The organism is Desulfovibrio sp. (assembly GCF_047607245.1).
Lineage (GTDB): Bacteria > Desulfobacterota > Desulfovibrionia > Desulfovibrionales > Desulfovibrionaceae > Desulfovibrio.
Genome location: NZ_JASGDK010000088.1, coordinates 25335 through 43653 on the forward strand (window position 1 = coordinate 25335; position 18319 = coordinate 43653).

The 18319-nt window shown below is 58.7% G+C and carries 12 protein-coding genes and 1 pseudogene; 1 reads left to right on the forward strand and 12 read right to left on the reverse strand.

Features of this window, described 5'->3' with window-relative positions; genetic code table 11:
- Positions 1–72 precede the first annotated feature (72 nt).
- From QM579_RS07005 to QM579_RS07050, 10 genes and pseudogenes are all read right to left on the reverse strand, one after another.
- A complete protein-coding gene (locus tag QM579_RS07005) occupies positions 73–5658 on the reverse strand; it encodes a 7TM-DISM domain-containing protein (RefSeq protein ID WP_414998454.1) in 5586 nt (1861 codons plus the stop codon).
- 97 nt (positions 5659–5755) lie between these two features.
- A complete protein-coding gene (locus QM579_RS07010) occupies positions 5756–6532 on the reverse strand; it encodes a tetratricopeptide repeat protein (protein ID WP_414998455.1) in 777 nt (258 codons plus the stop codon).
- Positions 6533–7164: 632 nt separating this feature from the next.
- On the reverse strand, positions 7165–7845 hold the full coding sequence (locus QM579_RS07015; protein WP_414998456.1) for a tetratricopeptide repeat protein: 681 nt from the start codon (positions 7843–7845) through the stop codon (positions 7165–7167).
- Positions 7838–7975 (reverse strand): CcmD family protein, encoded by a 138-nt coding sequence (locus tag QM579_RS07020; RefSeq protein WP_183722052.1) that lies wholly within the window; start codon positions 7973–7975, stop codon positions 7838–7840. The genes QM579_RS07015 and QM579_RS07020 overlap by 8 nt, the downstream gene beginning before the upstream one ends.
- Before the next feature lie 78 nt (positions 7976–8053).
- Positions 8054–8746: a cytochrome c biogenesis protein gene (locus QM579_RS07025; RefSeq protein WP_414998457.1), complete on the reverse strand. Its 693-nt coding sequence runs from the start codon at positions 8744–8746 to the stop codon at positions 8054–8056.
- A complete protein-coding gene (locus QM579_RS07030; protein WP_414998458.1) occupies positions 8746–9423 on the reverse strand; it encodes a heme exporter protein CcmB in 678 nt (225 codons plus the stop codon). The genes QM579_RS07025 and QM579_RS07030 overlap by 1 nt, the downstream gene beginning before the upstream one ends.
- Before the next feature lie 143 nt (positions 9424–9566).
- Positions 9567–10205: pseudogene (locus QM579_RS07035) on the reverse strand (ABC transporter ATP-binding protein); the annotation flags it as partial.
- Positions 10206–10223: 18 nt separating this feature from the next.
- The gene (locus tag QM579_RS07040) at positions 10224–12197 is read right to left on the reverse strand and encodes a heme lyase CcmF/NrfE family subunit (protein WP_414998459.1); all 1974 of its coding nucleotides are present in this window, start codon (positions 12195–12197) and stop codon (positions 10224–10226) included.
- A 351-nt stretch (positions 12198–12548) separates the two neighbouring features.
- Positions 12549–12962: a cytochrome c maturation protein CcmE gene (locus QM579_RS07045; protein WP_414998460.1), complete on the reverse strand. Its 414-nt coding sequence runs from the start codon at positions 12960–12962 to the stop codon at positions 12549–12551.
- A gap of 540 nt (positions 12963–13502) precedes the next feature.
- A complete protein-coding gene (locus tag QM579_RS07050) occupies positions 13503–14045 on the reverse strand; it encodes an NAD(P)H-dependent oxidoreductase (protein WP_414998461.1) in 543 nt (180 codons plus the stop codon).
- A gap of 210 nt (positions 14046–14255) precedes the next feature.
- Here QM579_RS07050 and QM579_RS07055 point away from each other — a divergent pair, with 210 nt between their 5' ends.
- Positions 14256–14639 carry a winged helix-turn-helix transcriptional regulator gene (locus QM579_RS07055; protein WP_414998462.1) on the forward strand — a complete coding sequence of 128 codons (384 nt, stop codon included), beginning with the start codon at positions 14256–14258 and terminating at the stop codon, positions 14637–14639.
- 209 nt (positions 14640–14848) lie between these two features.
- Here the strand turns inward: QM579_RS07055 and QM579_RS07060 are convergent, their stop codons facing one another.
- Positions 14849–15784, reverse strand: a complete 936-nt coding sequence (locus QM579_RS07060) for a hypothetical protein (protein WP_414998463.1) — start codon at positions 15782–15784, stop codon at positions 14849–14851.
- Between the two features lies 1 nt (position 15785).
- Positions 15786–17972: a polyphosphate kinase 1 gene (gene ppk1, locus QM579_RS07065; RefSeq protein WP_414998464.1), complete on the reverse strand. Its 2187-nt coding sequence runs from the start codon at positions 17970–17972 to the stop codon at positions 15786–15788.
- Positions 17973–18319: the final 347 nt, after the last annotated feature.

Here is an 18319-nt window from a genome sequence, read left to right on the forward strand (position 1 = left end):
ATTGAAAAATGTACTTCCAGATCAGGCCGCCTGCGTTATCTGGCTGACGGCCTGATTCTGGATAAATTCATGTTATCTGCCCTGATGGCGCGGGTTGAGCGCAATGCGGTTGCGTTCAACAGCCACGGACAGTTCGGGCAAGAGATCGCGCAGGGCGTTCATGTCGTTAGCCTTGGCGGCACGTTCCACGCAACGGGCCATGCGCGCCAGCACACGGAATCCGAACGCGTCAGAATCGTTGGCAATGCGTCCGGCAGCTTCGCCGACGCCGTGGCAACTACGTCCCTTGTATGCCTGTTGTGCGTCTTCCATTGCCACGTCCAGACGCTGTACCAGCTGTATGAGGGCCTTATCTTCCTGAACTGGCGGCGCCGCCATTGGTGGCGTTGCTGCTGCCTGCGGCACGGGCGGCTCCTGCACCTCTTCCTGCCGCCTCACAGGAGGCTGCTCTGCCGGAATATGGGGTGCTGCGTCTTGCCCTGCGGGCGGCGGCGTTGCGCCTGCAATAAAGTCCACAAACGAGGGTTCGCTGTCGGCTCCCTGTCTTGTGGCGGCAGTGCGGGAGGCGGCAGACGACTTTTCAGGTTCTGCCGGAACAGGGGCAGAGGACGGCGCAGCAAGTTCTGGTGCAGATTCGGAAGCAGCCACGTTGCCCAGAAGCTTCAGTATGAGCCTGCCTGTGGCTGTGCGAGGCAATTCGCGAGTCTTCTGGGCAGTTGCCACGGGCTCCTGAGAAGCCACAGCCGCTGGGGCCACAGCCCCCTTGCCTTCCGTTTCAGAAAGATTGGGACCGGGCCAGGGGATGGCGCGCAAAGGCTTGGCAGGCGTGTCTGACGTTGTAGCGTCTGCGCCGGGCAGGCTGGGGTTCTGCGTTTTTTGCGTTGTCAGAGACCTTGCCTGTGCTGGGCGCTCAGCGCTTTCAGTGGAGACACTTTTGGTCATGGGCGTGGGTTCGCCCACCCATTCGCCGGAACCTGACAAACTGGGGCTCACATAGGCGCGGGATTCGGGCGCAGCTTTCACGGCTTGGGAAACTGCGGCTGTTGCAGGAGCGCTGGCACTTGCGGTTCGCGCGCCTGCGGAAGGCGGCGTGCCGATAGGCATGGGTTCTCCCACCCACTCATCGCCCCAGCTCAAGCTGTCGTGCAGTGCCGCGCTGGAACCGGGCAGCTTGCGGTCTAGATATTCTTCCGGGCTTGCTGCCTTAGATGCGTCTGCCGTACCTGCGGCACGAACTTCCGGCTGGGCCTGATCCTGTTCCGCCTTTATGCCTTCCCCGGCGGAAGGCGCATCCGCCTGCGGGGTGCTGGGCGCAAAAAACGCAGCAGGTGCGTTAACTGGCCGAAGTACGGCTTCACCAATCTTGCCCTGAATCGTAATAACGGGCTGGCCCGCATGAGCGGTGGAATTGCTTATGGCTGCGGCCAGACTTGCCGCAGGAGCCCCGGCTTCATCCGCACGGGATTCCGGCGCGGCGTCCACTCCGGAAGAGGGTTCCTGCAAAGCAGTTTGCTCAGAAGTGCCGTCATTGGCAGACTGAACGCTGACGGCGTCAGCCTCTGCTGTTGAAAACTCTTCTGGCTGCGCTTCTGCGGGCATTGCTGCCGCATCAGAACTTTCGTTCTGATACTCGCCTTCAACGGCCACAACATCTTCTGTGGCGGCTTCTTCGCCATCCCCGTGCGTTGGGGCGGATTCCGGCTGGATTTGCTCTGGCTGGCTTGCCTCAGACAGGGCTGGCGCTGTTTGCATTGGCGCGGGCTGATCAAGAGGATCCTGATCTTCCGCAGGCGTGGATGCCTCAGACAGGACATCAGAAGAGGGTATGTCAGAAGGTTGCTGCGCTGCATCCTCATGCGACATGGCCTGTTCTGGGCCGGAAAGGGCATCCTCATGCGCAGAGGCATCAACAGCGGGTTCAGGTGTCGAAATGTTCTCAGTGTCCCACTGAGGGCCCTCCAGCCCCGCAGCGGCAATAAAGTCGGCAGCGTCCACAGAAGCATCAGACACATCGTGCTCCGTGACGTTTTGCCCGGAATCGCCGGGGGCAGCAGTGCCGTGCGTTGTGTCAGCATCCAGAGTGCCGTCAGGCGTCACAACTGGCTCAGCTTCGGGCAGAACGGTGCCGAACGCGTCCTGCGCCTGTTCCGGCTGAGGCTGTTCTGTCTGTTCAGGCGCGGCCTCGGCGGCCAAGTCTTCCACAGGCTCCGCAAGCGGCGCGTGGGCTTGCAGTGTCTCGTCCGTCGTGTCTCCCGCAACCAGCTGCTGACCGTCGTCATCTCCAAGGCCATCGGAAGCCGCGACCTCATTGGAATCATCAGAGTCTGTGGAATCTGGGGAATCCGTGGCGTCGATGCTATCAAATATGTCAGCGGAATCGCTTGCGTCTGCGTTTTCAGTGGCTGTGCTGGTTTCTGAATCTTCAAGAGATTCAAAGCTCAGATCAGCGGTGAGCTCTTCACTGCTCTCGGTAATTTCGCCAACAGCGCTGTCTTTGAGAGTGCCCGGCAAAGGCAGTTGCAAAGATTCAAGATTGGAAAGATCCGGTATATCAGGGTCATTGGGATCTTCCGGCTGTTCCGGCAGGGGAGCCATGTGCGGCAAAAGCACCCCGGCATCCGCCACCATCGCCGCCTCTGTGAGGTCAAGATGGGCGGCTGCGTCTTCATGCGGGTCCATTGCGGGATCAGCGGAACCAGATGTGGCGGGGGCAGAACTCTCGGGCCACGGCAGCGTTGTTTCGCGCATCTGATCGGTCATGCCGAGAATTTGTGGCAGGGCCGTGAGGTCGGGCAGCCGCATGCTGTCTGCATCGTGGGGCGTCCAGGGTGAACTTGCGCCGAAAAGATCGGGCAGGTCTGAAAGAGAAGCCTCTGCCGCGCCGGGGACGCTGCTTTGGCTTTCCTCTGGATGACTGTGCCCATCAGCAGGTTCAGCCGTGGCGGCAGCGTCGGTACTGGCCTGGTCATCCGTGCCTTCGGGGCTCTGCTGCACGTCTTGCAGTTTGGGGTCTGGCAAGGAAAATCCTGCTTCTTCAAATACTTCACGCAAGGTGACAGCAAAGGCTGACCGCTCCACGGGTTCCAGCAGGGCGTGGGTATAGCCGGATTCCGCCAGGGCATCCCAGCGGCTGTCGTCTGCGGTGATGGCCAGAGCCTTGAAAAAGGGCAGGCCTGCGTCAAGCGCCTGATTTCTGAAGCGGTCCAGCGCGTCGGTTTCCGCCGGGCCGTCCATTGGGGAATGCACCACCAACAGAAGGGCCGGAGCCTCTTTGTTGAGCTCCAGAGCTTCGCGCATAGTACGGGCTTCTGTGCTTTGCAGGCCCTGAGCGGCGGTCATGTGCGCCAGATCCTGACGCTCCACAGCTCTGTCGGCCACAATGGTCACATGAGCCTCGCGCGGTTCCGGTGCGGCGGTTTCCTGTTCCAGCGGTTTGAGGCGCAGGGTAAAGGAAATGGTTGTGCCGTGGGGGCCGCATTCCACATTGAGATAACAGTTGTTGGTTCCGGCGAGTTCCCAGGCCCGCGTCAGGGCAAGGGTAGAGCGGCTGCGCGGGGGAATGCCAGCGCCCGTGTCCGTCACCGTAAAGAGCAGGTGCCCGGGGTCGGCGCTTTCCGGCACCCGCCGGACAGAAAGGTGCACGGCCCCGCGCGTGGTGGCGCGTACCGCACTTTCCAGCAGCAGGCAAAGGGTTTCGCGCAGGGTTTGGGCCTGCCCTTCGTACATGTGCCCAAGCAGGGGCGGCATGTACCAGGCCAGCCCTATGCCGGCGTTTTCAGCAGTGGTGCTGACGGCGTCGTGAGCCTCGCGCACCATATGCTGCAGGTTGAAAGAACTGCGGGGTTCGCCTATGGCGCTGTGATCCAGACTCTTGCCGGGATTGTCCACGGCATGGGCCAGATCGGTCGCAGCCTCAAGCATGTTTTCAGCGTACTGGCGCACAGCCGGAGGCAAAGAGCAGTTGCTCAGGGCCGCGCCCTCACGCATAAGGCGGTCCAGAGGCGCGCGCAAGGCGTTTTCCCACAGGCAGGGATCAGCGCCCGCAAAGGCGGACTGGGCATTCCGGTTCGCGGCATTTGTTTGCGCAGGCGCAGCTTCGGGGCTGTCGCCGCCGCCCCAGGAAAGTGTGGACTGCGCAGGCGTGCCCAGCGGCGCTTCCGCAGAGCGCTTCCAGGCATTGCCGCCGCTGGCGGCAGGTGATGGAGGCAAAAGGCGCAGATTGGGGTCGTCCAGCGGCTGATCCAGATTAATGGCCCCGTCTTCCATCATAAGGGCAGTATCTGCATCGCCCAGGCCTCTGGCCACCACATCGGGCATGCCGGGGTCGCCAAATCCTTCCAGGCCGGGCAGCGATTTGCCTTTTTTCTTGCTCGTTTGTTTTTTGCCGTCAGCGCTGTTCTGGGCCATGTCGCGCGGGGCTCCGGTGCCCGCGATGATAAGCGCGCTCAAGACCGTGCCCCACAGAGGGGCAGACGCCATAAGATTGGCGGCATAGCCGCTGTCTACCCCCAGAATTCCGGCGGTCACAAAGGCAGGCGGCAGCAGGCAGCCCAGCAAAAAGCGCTTTGCCCCGCCAAGGCCCATGACTGCTCCGCCAATGGCGCTTGGAACAAAAATAAGGGTGCATACGGGCCACAGGGCCAGATAGCGAATAATCCAGCTGAAGCCCGGCATGAGGGGCAGCAGCGCCAGCGCTGCGCCCGGCAGGGAAAGCAGCACGAACTGCGCGTCCAGCAGGCGGGAGCGCTGCTTGGTGCGCAAAAGATGACGGCCCACATGCGGCAGCAGCATGAGCGCCACGCCGGGGCTGAGCACAGCGGCAGCCTCAAGCATAGTGATATGGCCGGAACCGTAGCCGGGCATGCCCATAATGGCCTGCGCCAGGGCGGCAGCAACATACAGGGCTGTCCAGATGCGCCACTGGCCTTTTTCAGACAGGCCGCGCAAAAGGCAGAGCAGCATGACCACGCCCATAGCCAGAATTGCCGCTGTACCTGCAAGGCTGCCCCAGTTGTTGGCAGCGTCCTGCGGGGTGCGCAGCATGGGCTCAAACCACAGGCCGGGTGCGCCGTCGAGGCGGATATAGCAGGTCAGCGGTTCGCTGGTGGCTTCGGGCAGCAGAAGCACGTCGCGTTGGGTCGGAACAATTTCTCTCCACTCCACATTTTCAGTGAGGGGATTGACGTGCGGTTCATAAAGAACCAGGCCTTCGGGCACGCTGGCTCCCATATCAAGCAGCATGGTTCCCGCTTTCGCGCCCTGCGGCAGGGGGGCAAGCGTAAAGCGCAGCCACATGATACCAACGGTGCGCGGCAGGGTTTTCATGTTCAGCAGCTGAAAAGCGCTGGCGTTGGCCGGGGTTGCCACCTCTTCCACATCCATAGTGCCGGTCTGGTCAATAAAATACTGAAGCCTGGGCAGCAGTGGAGCGCTTGGAGTGGACAGGGCGGGGGGCACCATGAGTTTCTGGATGCTGACGGGAGGCGGCGAAAGAAGCGCCTCTGTGGGCGCAGCCCTGAGCGCGCCCGGAAGTGCGGCCAGAAAAATCAGGCACAGCAGCGTGGCGCACAGGCGCGCAGCCGCGTTGCAACCACGCCGGGGCTGACGCACGCCGATGTGGTTTTTGCCGGAATGGGGGCCGGTATGGATATATGTCATGATAATTCCGCCTGTATCCTCTGGCTGTATGCGACGATGCCCCGTCAAAGGGCATATTTTGAAGACGGAGGCGCGGCAGCGAGCCGCGCCTTCAGTTTTAATGCAGGTGCTCCATCAACTCGGAAACGGGCTTGCCGTCCGGTGCACGCGCGGCGGGATTGACCTGCAAAAGGCGCTTCCAGGCAGCCTCGGCTTCGTCCTTGCGCTTGAGGTCGTAGTACAGCACGACGCCATCATTGAACATAGCGTTTTCAAGATCGGGCTGTAGTGATGAAGCCTTGCGGAAGCTGGCCACGGCCTTGTCGAACTGGCCAAGCTCGCGCTGCATGATGCCGAGGTCGGTGAGCACGTGCGCGTTGCCGGGTTCGATGGCCAAGGAGCGTTCGTAGGCGGATATGGCCTTTTGGGGCTGCCCGGTGTCAAAATAGAGATTGCCCAGGCTGATCCAGCGTGAAGCGTCCCGGGGATTGTCCAGCACGGCTTTTTCCAGTTCGCCTATGCGCGCAGACAGTTCGGGCGTAACTTGGGGCATTCCTGCCTGAGGCGCAGGACGAACATTTTCAGGAGCCTGAGCGGAAGAAGCCGGAGCCGCCGCCTGCTGTGGTAGGGACTGAGGGGGGGCGTCGTGCAGCATGGATGGTATCAGGCTGCCCACATACAGGCCGAGCACCAGTGCCAGGCCCACTCCCATGATAAATGTGCCCTTGCGCACGGTGCCAGCCGGGGCTGCCTCAGGCTGATCCTGTTTGACGGAAGCCTTGGAAACGGGCTGCGCCACGGGCTGAGTGCCGGGAGACATGCTGCTGGACGTGGTAGGAGAAGGCTTTTGCCCTTGGTCCGAACCGGAAGAATTTTTGCTTTTACGACGGGCCATGAAGTCCTCTTGAAGTATTTTCGCGCCGGGGCTGTACGTTCCCACAGCGTTGCATACGCCGATGCGGCGTTTTAAAGCGTTTCATACTTGTAATGCCCGCAAGAATCTGGGCACAAATCCTTGCCGCGAAGCACGTTGCGGGCTTTGTTTGCTGTTGAGCGCCTGCTGTACGCGTGCGCTGCTCTGAAGCAGATTACCATTGAGAATGTACATTCTCAAAATTTGCGCACGCCAGTTATGGCATTTGCCCGTGCTGATAAATAGCCGGGCAACGGCAGTTGCTGCGCTTGTGCCTCAACGGCGGGCGGCTATCCATACCGTCGCTTGCGTATTCTTGCGTGAACATTCACTAAATGGACAAAAGCGCGCGTTCTGCGATGCGCCTTCAATGCCGGCGGCATTTTGCCAGCTGGCTATGGTTGTTGCGGTCTTGGGGCCGCAATCTTTGCGGTAAAAGGTACAACCAGTAAAAAAAAGAGGCAAGCCCGCAGCTTGTGTAAGCGCTGCGGGCTTGCCCGTATTTCTGTCCTGCACCCTGCCTTTATGTCGGGCATGGCCGGGAAATTGCTTATCCTGACTCAGCGCCCGAGTGTTCCGTCCGGGTCAGCCAGATGGAGCAGGCAGCCGCCAGTTTATTTTGCATTTCCGGCGGGAGCTTTGGCTTTTGCGGCCTTGTCAGCACTTTTGTTTTCAGGCTTAGCGCTCTGTTCTGCCCCGGATTTGGTGTTCTGTTCCGGTTGTTGCGCCTTTTCAAGCTCCTGCGCAATGGCCTTTTTAAGCTCCTCGGCAGCCTTGGGATCATTAAGGCCAGCTCTCAGATGTTCCACGCCCTTGGCAGGGTTTTCAAGAAAATAGATGTACAGCACGCCCAGGCTGTAACGAACGGAAGCCTCGTCCTTGATGGCGAGCACTTTTTCAAGTGCTTCGGCGGCTTCCTTGTTGCGGCCCTGATTGTGCATGATAACGCCAAGCAGGTAGAGAGGCTTGGAGTTGCCAGTATCAAGCGTCACGGCACGCTGGGCAAAAGTTTCAGCCGCATCCCAGTTCTGTGCGCTCACAAGGTGTTCAACCAGGTGGATCATGGCGGTGCTGTCGTTGGGATTTTCCGCCACCTGACGCATGAGCTTGCCTACCTGCTGGGCATTGTCGTCCTGTCCGCCTGCCTGAGCCGCCGGGCCGGGCCGCCGCTGTTCGGTCAGCGAGGGCTTTTCAAAACGTTCCTTGAGCGAAGCGGCCAGCATGATTACAAGGCCCAGAGCCAGTACAATGATAAGCGCGCGCGAAGAAGTTGTGCGCTTGGGGCTGTCAGTCATGATTAATAATCTCCCATTGGGCAAGGCGTGCGGCAAGAGCGCGCTGTCGCGCCCCCATAAAGGCCAGGTAAGCGCCAAGGCCAATCCATACGGCGGCGTTGGCCATGATGATCCAGGTCAGGGTATCCATATGTCCTCCGTAGCAAGCCCGCCTCGCGTCTGTTCGCTCCGGTGAAGAGCGTGCAAGGTTGGGGGCCGTGCAATGCGGTTACAGTCCTTCTTGCATCAGCCTGTTCTGTTGCAGCGTATCAAGGCGGGCAGCCAGATCAAGCTGGCGTTTGCGCATCCAGACCAGCCCGGCCCACAAAAAACCGAAGGATATCACGCAGGCTATCACCGTAAGGCGCATTTCCGGTTCCAGCCCGCCCCCCTTGCTGCCAAAGACAGCCGGGTGAATAGAGCGCCATATGCGTGCGGACAAAAAGACCAGCGGCACGTCAAGAAAGGCCACAATGCCCACCACGGCGCACACCACGTTGCGGCGCAGCGGCGGCAGGTCAAGCCCGCGCAGCACCAGATAGCCCGCGTAGATAAACCACATGATAAGGGTGGTGGTCAGGCGCGGGTCCCACGTCCACCAGACGCCCCACGAACGCCGCGCCCACAGCATGCCCGTGACGAGCGCCAGAGCGCTCAGCAGCACGCCCACTTCGGCGGCTGCCGCACACAAACGGTCAGCGCCGGGGTTGCGCCGCCACAGATAGGCCACGGAACCGAGAAAAACCACAAAAAAACTCATGAGCGACCACCAGGCCAATGGCAGGTGGACGTAGAAAATTTTTTGCGGCAGGCCCAAAGTCTGCTCTACAGGAGCATAGGCATAAATGAGCCACTGGCAGGCGGCAAAGGCCAGGCCGCCCGTAAGGGCCAGCAACTGCGGCAGCGGCGAAAATTTTGGCATTATTCGTCTCCTGCGTAGATATGGCCGAACAGCAGAAGCCCGGCTCCTAGAAATACGGCGTCAAAAGCTGCGGCCACGCCAAGCCACACGCCGGGGCCATCGGCGCTGGGCGCACCAAGGGCTTGCGCCCCAACGCTTATGCCCGCCAGCAAAAGAGGGGTCAGCAAAGGAAAAAGCACGATACTCAGCAGCGATTCGCGCGCGGCTTGCCCCTGAGCCAGAGCGCCAAGCAGCGAGCCCATAGCGCACATGCCCACATCAGTAAGCGCAAGCGCAGCCAGAGCCTGCGGCAGCGGGCCGCTCAGTTCCTGACCAAGAAAAACGACGCCAGCCGGAAGAAATATGATTTGCGCCAGCAGCAGCAAAACCAGCCCCGCACAGCCCTTGCCAAGCCAGACGGCCTGAATGGGCGCGGGGCAGAGCAGCAGGCCCAGACGGGCGTTATTGGCTTCCTCAAGCGCGTAAAGCTGATTGAAAATCAGCACCTGACAGAAGGCGGAACTGAGCCAGAATACGGCTGCAGCGCTTTGCGGCGTCATGCGTTCGCCCACGCCCTGAGACAGACTGAAAACAAAGAGCAGCAACAGGCCAAGCAACAAGGCCTGCACAAGGCCACTGCCACGCGCCAGCGTCAGGGAAAGGTCCTTGCGGGCCATAGCCAGGGTCAGGCGCAGCACTGTGGGCCTCCCTGCCGGGTTTCACCGTCTTGCCCGTGACCCTGCTTGGGGCCGTCATTGCCTTTAGGGACATCTGACGTGTTGCCTGCACCTGCGCCACTGGATTCACCCGTGCCACAGGATGCAGCCGTGGCGTTGGGCGCGGCTGCCGCAGCAGTAAGGTAGCCTGAAGGAGGCCCGTCATAGGCCAGTTTGCGGCCTTCAAGTGCCAGAAGGCGGTCAGCCAGCGGGGCATCGCCTGCCAGATCATGACTGATAAGTATGACGCAGGCATCCCGAGCGCGGGCATCAAGCACTTCCCGGCGCAGAAGAGCCAGGGAGCTGGCGTCAAGACCTGTGCCCGGTTCGTCCAGCAACAGCAGGTTGGGCGCTTGCATGAGCACACGGGCCAGATTCAGGCGTTGCGCCATACCGCGTGAAAATACCCCGGCCCTTTCATGCGCGTGGGCTTCAAGCCCCACGCGTTCAAGAGCGGCCATGAGATCCTGGCTGGAATGCGCAAGCCCGCAGGCAGAGCGCCAGAAGTTGAGGTTTTCCAGCGCGGTAAGGCCGGGATACAGAAACGTAGCGTGGCCGAGGTAGCCCACGCGGGCATTTTCCGCCAGCCGTGACTCACCAGCGCTGGGGCGTGAAAGCCCCGCCATAATACGCATGAGCGTGCTTTTGCCCGCGCCATTGCCCCCAACCAGCATGGTTACGCTGGCGGGCGCAAAGGCGCAGCTCACATCCTTGAAGATGACCTTGACCCCGTAGGTCTTGGCAACACGCACAAGTTCCAGCACTGGCGGCTCTCCGGCGGGCTAGGCCGCCCCGTTCTTGCGGTTGGCTCCGGTTTCTTCACTGTCATCTTCTTCACTGTCTTCGGCCAGTTCTGCGGCCTCGGCAGCGCTGGCCTGCTTGCGGCGGCGCAGCCCGATCAGAGGCACAATGCTCATGATGGTGCCGCCGATCCACAGCCAGTTGACCAGCGGTTCCACACTGAGTTTCACCACAACATGCGAATCTTCATCCAGACCAAGCAGTGACGCGTATATTTCGTTGCCAAAGCTGGGTATCACGTCCACTTCAGAGAACTGCATGCTGCCGAATTTTTCGTACAGGCGGCGCTCGGGAGCCACAATGCCGAGGTCTTTGCCGTCCTTGTCAGTAATACGCACACGCGCGGCAATGTAATCGTAGCCGGGGCGGTTGCCTTCGTTCAGTTCAAGCAGCGTTGCCGTGTAGCCAGCCAGCTTCTGGGATTGGCCCACGGTGAAGTGCAGGTCGCTTTCCTGCTTGTACGGGCCGGAAAAGGCTATGCCCAGAGCCATGAGGGCCATGCCGAGGTGCGCGCCAAGAGCGCCAAGGCTGTTGGGCTGCCTGCGCACGGACTTGTCGGCCAGCTGAAAGAGCAGACCCGTGAGGATGGCAATGGCAGAGGCCGCGCCAAGCAGGGCAGTGGGCTGGCGGAAGCCCATAAACCAGATGCCCGCGCCGCTGACCACAAAGGCGGCCACCACTGTAAAGAAGGCTTTTTTGTTACGCAGACCGCCGCCCCAGCCAAGCCAGGGGCAGGCCGCCATCATGAGCATGAGCAGGGCGCCCAATGGCATGCAGACACGGTTATAGAAGTTGGCGTCCAGCCCGCGCGGGGCAGAAGCCCAAAGTTTGCTGATAACAGGCCACATCGTAGCCACAAGAATGATGGCTGCCAGAGCCAGCAGCACCCAGGCCACCAGGGTAAGGAAGCCTTCACGGCTGTCCAGGCCAGCCAGGGGGCGGCCCTGTTTGGGAGCCATAAGGGGAACCCATAGGGAGATCACAAGGCCAGCGATGATGAACCATGTGAGGGGAGTGCCCACGCCGCCGTCGCCAAAGGCATGCACGGAATCAATAACGCCGCTGCGCACAAGATAAGTGGCAAAAAAGGCTGAAACCGTGGTCAGGGCCATCATGGCCACGTTGACGCGTCCAAGCTTGTTGCGGCGGTCTTCAATAATCAGGGTGTGCAGCGCTGCTGAAGCGATGAGCCAGGGAATGAGGGAAGCGTTTTCCACCGGGTCCCATGCCCAGTAACCGCCCCAGCCAAGTTCCATATAGGCCCACCACGCGCCAAGCACGATGCCCGATGTCAGGAACAGCCACGCGAGAATAATGACGGGGCGCGAAATGCGGTACCACGCGCCTTCAGTGGATGCCCGGCCCGAAAGGGCCTGGGCCAGCGCCAGACATGCGGGAATGGTAAAGCCGCCGTAGCCCAGAAAGAGCAGGGGCGGATGAAAAATCATGCCGGGGTTCTGCAGCAGGGGGTTCAGACCGCTGCCGTCCGCCGGGGCGGGGCTTTGCAGAATGAAAGGGTTGCTCCAGCTGGTAAGGATAAGAGCAAAGAAGCCCATGATGGAGTAAAAAAATGTCCAGTACCACAGGCGCGTGGGGCTGCTCAGATTTTTATAGGCGCGCGTACATGCGAAAAGGGAACCGCTGACACCCACGGCCAATGCCCAGAACAGCATGGAGCCGGGCTGTCCGGCCCAGAATGCGGTCAGGCGGTAGAAGACCGGCAGAATACGGTCAGTATAGCTGGCCACATACTGCACCTGAAAATCATACCAGAACAGGGCGTGCAGCAGAATGGCGGAAGAAAGCAGCAATGCGCCGCTGATGACTACATGGGCTTTTTCAACAATTCGCAGGGAGTCTTCGCGTCCTTGCCACAATTGCAGCAGGGCCAGGCCGCCGCCGCCCAGAGATGCGAGCAGGGCCAACAGAAGGAGGGCAAAGGCAAAAACGTACATGGGACTCCTTTTACAAGGCCTTGAGGCCATGATGCGGGGCCGCGCGCCGCCTTACGCGGAAGGGCCGCCCCATGCGCAGAATGTCCGGCAATGCGCCGGGCCAGGGAACTGTCGACCAATTTTACAGCGATGCTGCCGCCAGCGCGGCCAGTGCATCACCTGGGCATTTTTACTTTGAAATATCTGCCTGACGGCGTGGCATGGCTGCTTTTGCACAAGCTGTTGCCCGCCATTGAGACGCAAGCTCAGTTTCAGTTGTCTAACGCAGAACCTGCGGGGAGACAGCGCTGCTATTTCTTTGCGCGGTTGCGCGCCGGAGTGAACGTAGTAAATCTGTTCTGCAAGCTAGCGTCAGCTTTGGCGATTTTCTTTTTCGTACTTGGAAGGACACTTGGTCATGAGCGTTTTGGCCACAAAGCTGCCCTGGGCGTCCATGCCGCCTTCAACAATAACTTCCGCGCCAGCCTTGAATGTGTCGGGCACGGTGCCCTTGTACCTCACGGCTATGGTCTGGCTGGCATTGTCCTTGTCTTCAAGCAGAAAATTTACGCCCGATCCTGCCGAAGCTTTTTCAATACCTTCAGATGCCACGGTTCCAAAAAGCCGGGCAGAAGTCAGTTTTTCAGGGGTAGCGGCTCTGGCTTCAGAAACGTTCAAAAAGTAAACGCTGTTTTCAGAAAAGCCCGAATAGGTCAGATAGCCGACGCCGCCAAGAAAAAGCAGCAGGGCCACTATATAGATGCCGGTGTTTTTTTTGCGGGCCATGAGTACCTCATTTCTGCGGTATGCGCGGTTGATCACAAAGCTGAAGCACGCCGTGGCAGGCGTACCCCGCGGGTGAACCATAGCCCGTAAAGTGGTGGGCCCATATGCGCGTCTGTACGGGAAACAACCTAGACCATTTCTACCTCTCTGACAAGGTGAGAATAATTATTGTTAGAAGGGCCAGGCGGGAAATGGCGCGGATTTTGTGATTCAGACACACAGGGCAAACACCAGGCATTTCCAATCATAAAACTAGGCAAGTAACTAATTACTTAAATAAATTCCGCGGCAACACGACGGTTTTTACGCGCATAAAGTGAGCGCGTCAGTCGCCCACATGACAGTTTGAGAGGATTCTGGCAGGCCAAAACTTTTTTTGCTCAGTTTGCCAGCGGCGTCATTTTTGTCACTCAGGGACTGTTTTTGTTCACGTACAGGAAAGCAGCGGGCATTTTTCGCAAGAAATGGCGGCATGCCTGCTGGTGTTGGCGGGGGTGGACAGGGCAGCCCCGGTCTGAAAGGCTGCCCTGCGTCTCTGGCTTATATGTTTTTGAGAAAGGTTACGTAATCTCTGGCGTTCTGCGCTACGCGAGGCAGGTATTCCGTGCCTTCTTCTTCAGCCCGCTCTGTTCCGTAAAAGGCGAAAAACGACCGATAGTCGGCATGGCAGTATGAAAAACTCATTTCAAAGGGCCGCAAGATTTCAGCCAGGGTATAGTGGTATCTACCTGTGGGGGAGTAGTCTTTCGCGTCAACGCCAGCGCTTATGGCCAGGGCGATCTTGCGGTCTTGCAGCTTTTTGCCCTGGGAACCATAGGCCCATCCGTAGGTGAGCACCTCATCAAGCCATTTCTTCATCATGGGCGGGCAATTGAACCAGTAGAGAGGAAATTGCAGCACCAGTTTTTCGTGCTGTTCCACAAGGGCCTGTTCGGCAGCGACATCAATGGCGCTGTTGGGGTAGGTTGCTTCAAGGTGGCGCACTGTGAACAGATCAGGGTGTTTTTCCAGTTCCTGAACCCAGCTTTTGTTGATTACCGATTTTTCAAAACTCGGGTGTGAAAGTATGACAAGAGTTTTCATAAGGCATTCTCCCCACGCTGCTTATAAGAGCGCATGTATTTTGGGGCAATTTCACAACGAAATAACTGCGCGTTTCCAGGAGGCTCTTTAATCAGTGCTTCCTCTAAGTTAGAGGGCTGAGCGTCATGCCCGCACGGGCACTTCCATAAAGCGCAGCCACACCATAGAGAGTTGTATGCCTGCAGGTATTTTTGTAAAGTATGCACATTCATGACATGTACTTACTTTCAGGAGAGTGTGGTGGAACAGGACACGCAAATTTGCTGCCTCACGGGCGTCAACGTAAAGGATACGGGGTTCGGCTATACGCTTTCCCTTATTGGCGGAAAGTACAAGATGACAATTCTCTACTGGCTGGCCGGGAAAAAGGTGCTGCGGCACAATGAACTGAAGCGGGCCATTGGCACCATTTCGTTCAAGACTTTGAGCGTCATGCTCAAGGAACTTGAGGGGGACGGTCTTGTGCTGCGGCGCGAGTACCCTCAAGTGCCGCCCAAGGTTGAATACTCGCTGACGGACCGCGGGCTCTCGCTTATCCCTGTGCTGGACGCTATGTGCTACTGGGGGGAAAAGAACAGGCCGGATAATGCCTGAGGGGCAGTGTCCGGCCTGTGTTCTTGTGTCGTTGTCGCGTAACCCTGATGATTTTTCAGACATCAGGGGGCTGACTCTATGCAAATGAGTTTACCCAAGGGCAAGGGGAAGGCCATTTTTTACTCCCGCCATATACCCTTACAGTACATTCCTTTGGTAAAAACGGCCTGTTGAAGCAGTCAGTTGGACAAAATTGTTTAGAGGCCGCCCTAGGGAATATCGCGAAACGAAGGGGCTGGTGGCCGCCGGGACTGCTCGGCCCCGCCGTGAAAGCACATGTGCCTGATGATGCCGTCGACCAGACCCACCTTGGGAATGACGAATCTGCCCGCGCCGGATCTGGCCGCCACAGTAAGGAATATCTCCAGGGCGGGTACAATGACGTCTGCCCTGTATTCGTTGAGGCGGTACCGGGCCATGCGCTCTGCATAGGGCAGGGTGCGCAGATCTTCATACAGGGCTTGCAGTTCGGCGCGGCTGGTGGCCTTGCCCTCTTTTTTATCCAGCAGTTTTGCGGCCTTGTTGATATTGCCGCCCGATGCAATGATCTGGCGCGGCCTGTATATCTCGGCCATACGCGCCAGATGGGCGTCCAGGCGCAGCCATTCCTCCGGCGCGACAACCTTGGCCAGCATGCGCAGGGTGCCTACCTGAAAGGACTGGGCCTCCAGAAGAGTGTTGTTTCTTACGGCGATAATTTCAGTGCTGCCGCCGCCCACATCCACGTAGAGCGCGGTTTCATCCGAATCAACCCAGCCGGAGAACACGTTGGCCTCAAACAGAATTTCGGCCTCTTCAACACCGGAAATGATGGAAATTTCCAGGCCGGTGGCGCGCCCCACGCTGTTGATGAGTTCCGGCCCGTTGGCGGCGTCGCGCATGGCACTGGTGGCGCAGATGCGGTAATGGTCCACGCCATAGGCCCGCATCAGGTGTACAAAAGCCGTCATGGCTTCCATAAACATGTGCTGCCTGGCATCCGAAATGCGGCCACTGGTAAAAACATCGGCCCCAAGCCTCACAGGGATACGCAGGTAGGCGTTTTTTTTGACGGATTTATCCGGGCTAAGTCCAGAAACGTCACTGATAAGGCAACGGATGGCATTGGAACCCACATCCATAGCGGCGACGGTTTGCAGCTTCATACTATTCTCCGCACGTGGCCGGGACGGTGGTTATGGCTGCCTGTGCAGCCGCAACGGTAGTGGCGGAAGGCGCCTGACGCTCTTTCAGGGATGAGGCAACAGCCTGCGGTGCGGATTTGCCGCCGCTGTGCAGGTGGGCCTTGTGCCGGTAATAGTCGTGCAGCATGATCTGCGAGCGGCAGGGAATGGACGCAAGCCCCGTATGGTAGCTGTTGCCGCAGGTGTCGGTAAGCAGGCGGGCCTTGATGTTGTCTGACCACTGGATGGCAAAAATATCCCTGAGTGTCTGGGCCAGTTGCGGGCAGTATACGGGGGCGGCCACCTCAAGCCGCCTGTCGAGATTTCTGGGCATCCAGTCTGCACTGGAAATAAAGACTTTTTCAGCGTCATTGTTGCAGAAGATGATGATTCGCGCGTGCTCCAGAAACTTGTCCACAATACTGATGGCCCAGATGTTGTCGCTCAGGCCCGGTTGCTGGGGTTTGAGGCAGCAAGCGCCGCGCACGATAAGGCGTACTTCCACCCCGGCTTTGCCTGCCCTGTAGAGCAGGTTGATCATACTTTCGTCTGTCAGGCTGTTAAGTTTGGCATAGATGTAGGCTGGCTTGCCCGCACGGGCGTTCTTTATTTCCGCCTCGATAAGCCGTGAAAAAACGCTGCGCATATTGTGCGGAGCCACCACCAGCTCCTTGCTGGTCATAGGTTTGTGCGAGGCTCCAAGAAAGTTGAATATGCTGCGCGCGTCTTCGGCAAAGTTCTGGTTGGCGCTCAACAGGCCTACGTCACTGTAAAGGCGGGCCGTGTCTTCATTAAAATTGCCCGTGCCTACATATACGTAGCCCGTTTTTTTGCGGCCTTCTGTGCGTTCCACCAGCACCAGCTTGCAGTGCACCTTGAGGTCCCTGAGCCCGTGGATGATGCGCACCCCTGCCTGGTGCAGAATGTCTATGGTCTTGACGTTGCGCTCTTCGTCAAAGCGGGCCATCAGTTCCACAAATACCGTGACATTTTTGCCGTTCTGGGCCGCGTTGACCAGCGCGTTGATAACGCGTGAATGGTCTGCCGTGCGGTACAGACTTATGGAAATGTCTGTAACCTTGGGGTCAATGGCTGCCTCGCCAAGAAAATCCACCACGTGATTGAAGGTGTGGTAGGGAAAGTGCAGCAGGATATCCTTTTTCTTCACTACCTTGAGAATGCTCGAAAAGGGCTTGATGTCGGGATGCTCCAGCGGCGGCATGACACGGTTTTCAAGATCGGGCCGCACGCGGGGAAAGTTAATGAGGCTGCGCATCATATGATAGCGCGCGCCGGGATCAAGTTCGCCGCTTTTGAGGCTGAGTTTGGAGGCCAGCAGGTTCAGCAGATCCTGCGGCATGGCCTGATCATAGATGAGGCGCACGGGACGGCCACGCAGCCTGTGTTCCAGGCCTTCTTCCATTTTTTCAATGAGGCTTTTGGACACGTCGTCGTCAAGCGTCAGCTCGGCGTCACGCATAACCTTGAAAGTGTATGCTGAGATGGAAGCGTAGTTGAACATAAAGAAAACATCGTTGAGGCAAAGGCGGATGATGTCGTCTACAAAGATGATGTCGCTGCACCCTGCGGGCGAGGGCATTTCCACAAAACGCGGGCACTCGGCGCTGACCGGAATACGGATGATGGCATAGCGGTTTTTTGTGCCTCTGGCGGGCTGCATTTTGACGGCGTGGTATATATGGCTGTCTTGCAGAAAGGGCAGGTTGGCGCTCTTGTTGAGCATGAGAGGAACCAGCTGCGGGTTTATTACCTGGGCGAAATAGTCGCGGCAGAATTTTTCCTGCCCGGGCGTGAGCTGGGTTTCGTTGCGCACGCGAATGCCCTGCTCCTGCATGGCGGCAAGGATGCTCTCGTAGGTTTCTCGAAAGGCGGTCTGGGCTTTGGCCACCTTGCTGTTGACGCGTTGCAGGGCCTCCTGCGGGCTGAGGCCGCCCATAAGCACGATTTTTTTGGGGTCGCGGCTGCGTGAAAGACGTGCCAGTGAAGCAACACGTACCTTGATGAATTCGTCCTGATTGCTGGAGAAAATTCCAAGAAAACGCAGTCGCTGCACGAGGGGATTGGACGAGTCGCGAGCCTCTTGAAGTATGCGCTCGTTAAAGCACAACCAGCTCAATTCCCTGTTGTTCATCTTGGCACTGTCTTTCATGGTCAAAGCTCCAGGCTCTGCGATATGTTATGGTTGCCTGTGCATGTACTATTTCTATGTGAAGATCATGTGACAAAAGGAACGGAACTTTATTCTGCGCTTTTGCGCGGTGGAATATCTGTGGCGGCAGCGCGGCCTGCGAACTGCAAAAAACCGCATGCGCGGGGCAGCCGTTGCGCAAAAGACCTGTGGGGGGCTGGTTGTGAGATAACCATGCGGGGCGGGCAATAGTGTGTGATGAGCGCATGTTAGCTCTTTCAAAGTTACCGTGCGCTGATCAGGTGTCACTTCAAGGGTACGATTTACAACAAGAAAGCCCGCATTTGCGGGCTTTCTGTCTTGTGCTG

Bases quoted from the DNA above. Each gene is read 5' to 3' on its own strand.
- QM579_RS07020 (WP_183722052.1), bottom strand. From the start codon at position 7,975: ATGGATACCCTGACCTGGATCATCATGGCCAACGCCGCCGTATGGATT.
- QM579_RS07050 (WP_414998461.1), bottom strand. From the start codon at position 14,045: ATGAAAACTCTTGTCATACTTTCACACCCGAGTTTTGAAAAATCGGTA.
- QM579_RS07005 (WP_414998454.1), bottom strand. From the start codon at position 5,658: ATGACATATATCCATACCGGCCCCCATTCCGGCAAAAACCACATCGGC.
- QM579_RS07045 (WP_414998460.1), bottom strand. From the start codon at position 12,962: ATGGCCCGCAAAAAAAACACCGGCATCTATATAGTGGCCCTGCTGCTT.
- QM579_RS07015 (WP_414998456.1), bottom strand. From the start codon at position 7,845: ATGACTGACAGCCCCAAGCGCACAACTTCTTCGCGCGCGCTTATCATT.
- QM579_RS07025 (WP_414998457.1), bottom strand. From the start codon at position 8,746: ATGCCAAAATTTTCGCCGCTGCCGCAGTTGCTGGCCCTTACGGGCGGC.
- QM579_RS07010 (WP_414998455.1), bottom strand. From the start codon at position 6,532: ATGGCCCGTCGTAAAAGCAAAAATTCTTCCGGTTCGGACCAAGGGCAA.
- QM579_RS07055 (WP_414998462.1), top strand. From the start codon at position 14,256: ATGACATGTACTTACTTTCAGGAGAGTGTGGTGGAACAGGACACGCAA.
- QM579_RS07060 (WP_414998463.1), bottom strand. From the start codon at position 15,784: ATGAAGCTGCAAACCGTCGCCGCTATGGATGTGGGTTCCAATGCCATC.
- QM579_RS07040 (WP_414998459.1), bottom strand. From the start codon at position 12,197: ATGTACGTTTTTGCCTTTGCCCTCCTTCTGTTGGCCCTGCTCGCATCT.
- ppk1 (WP_414998464.1), bottom strand. From the start codon at position 17,972: ATGAAAGACAGTGCCAAGATGAACAACAGGGAATTGAGCTGGTTGTGC.